This is a genomic window from Methylobacterium sp. WL7 (genome assembly GCF_008040085.1).
Taxonomy (GTDB): Bacteria; Pseudomonadota; Alphaproteobacteria; order Rhizobiales; family Beijerinckiaceae; genus Methylobacterium; species Methylobacterium mesophilicum.
Genome location: NZ_VRVG01000336.1, coordinates 1 through 927, shown reverse-complemented (window position 1 = coordinate 927; position 927 = coordinate 1). Strand labels below are relative to the sequence as shown.

The following is a 927-nucleotide window of genomic DNA, read 5'->3' as shown; positions in this document are numbered from 1 at the left end:
GCTCCCTAAAATTGCGGAAAAAAGAACAACAGGAACGAGTATTAGGCTTTTGATATTAAAATAGTCAATATATTGAACGGCCTGTATTGTTAATAAAGCGACTATTGTCTCGTGAGGTAAATAGATTTGCAATGTCTTCCGCCCAAGATTACCAAACAACCATCGGCATACTTTATACTTCGATATTAGAACGGCGAAACAGCACCCAAGCAGGGCGCCGATAATACAATCTGCAAACCTTACTATTCCAAAAGCTAATCCACTAAAATCCATATCCATCAATACAGCGCATACTATTGCGTATGCTGAAAATAATATCGCGAAGCTCGGCATAATGTAGCGCAGTATGATCTTTTCAATGCCTCCACCACAGGTAACCCCCAAAAAAAAGAACGGCGCATAGTAAAGACTGCTGTTTTGAGCGAAGTTGAGCATTGGAAAATATTTGCTCATGGCAAGAACCGACAGAACTGAGGTGGCAAAAAGCACAAATACGGGTTTTATCTGAGTGAAAAGATTGGCCAATAAAAGATAAATCGCTAAGGCCCATATAAACCATAGTCCAGTTTCCGGACGATACCACATGGAGAGAAGTTGAGAAAAAGAGCTTCCAAATTTCATACGCGTTGTAATCAAATTGAATTCGTAGGCAACGATCCAGTCAATAAGGCCCCACAAACCATATAAATAAACAATTAGCCTTAGTCTACGGTGTATATGCGCAGTCCAGTCGGAGTTTTTGTTTATTGCCAGTAAATAACCGGAAACGAAGAAAAATAATGGCATACGTATTGACCGAAACGCTTTATCTAGGAGCAGCAGGATGGGCATTCCAAATCCTAAATCGTCAAACCATAAATTTATATGGTAGATTACGACGAGAAATATAGATACTCCACGCGCAACATCAATCCAAGCCTTCCTATC

General features: G+C 40.0%; 1 protein-coding gene. It reads right to left on the bottom strand.

Going from position 1 to position 927, the window contains the following annotated elements; all coding sequences use genetic code 11:
• On the bottom strand, positions 1-912 hold a 912-nt coding region (locus FV233_RS29635), incomplete at its 3' end, for an acyltransferase family protein (protein ID WP_281408060.1).
• Between the last annotated feature and the right edge of the window lie 15 nt (positions 913-927).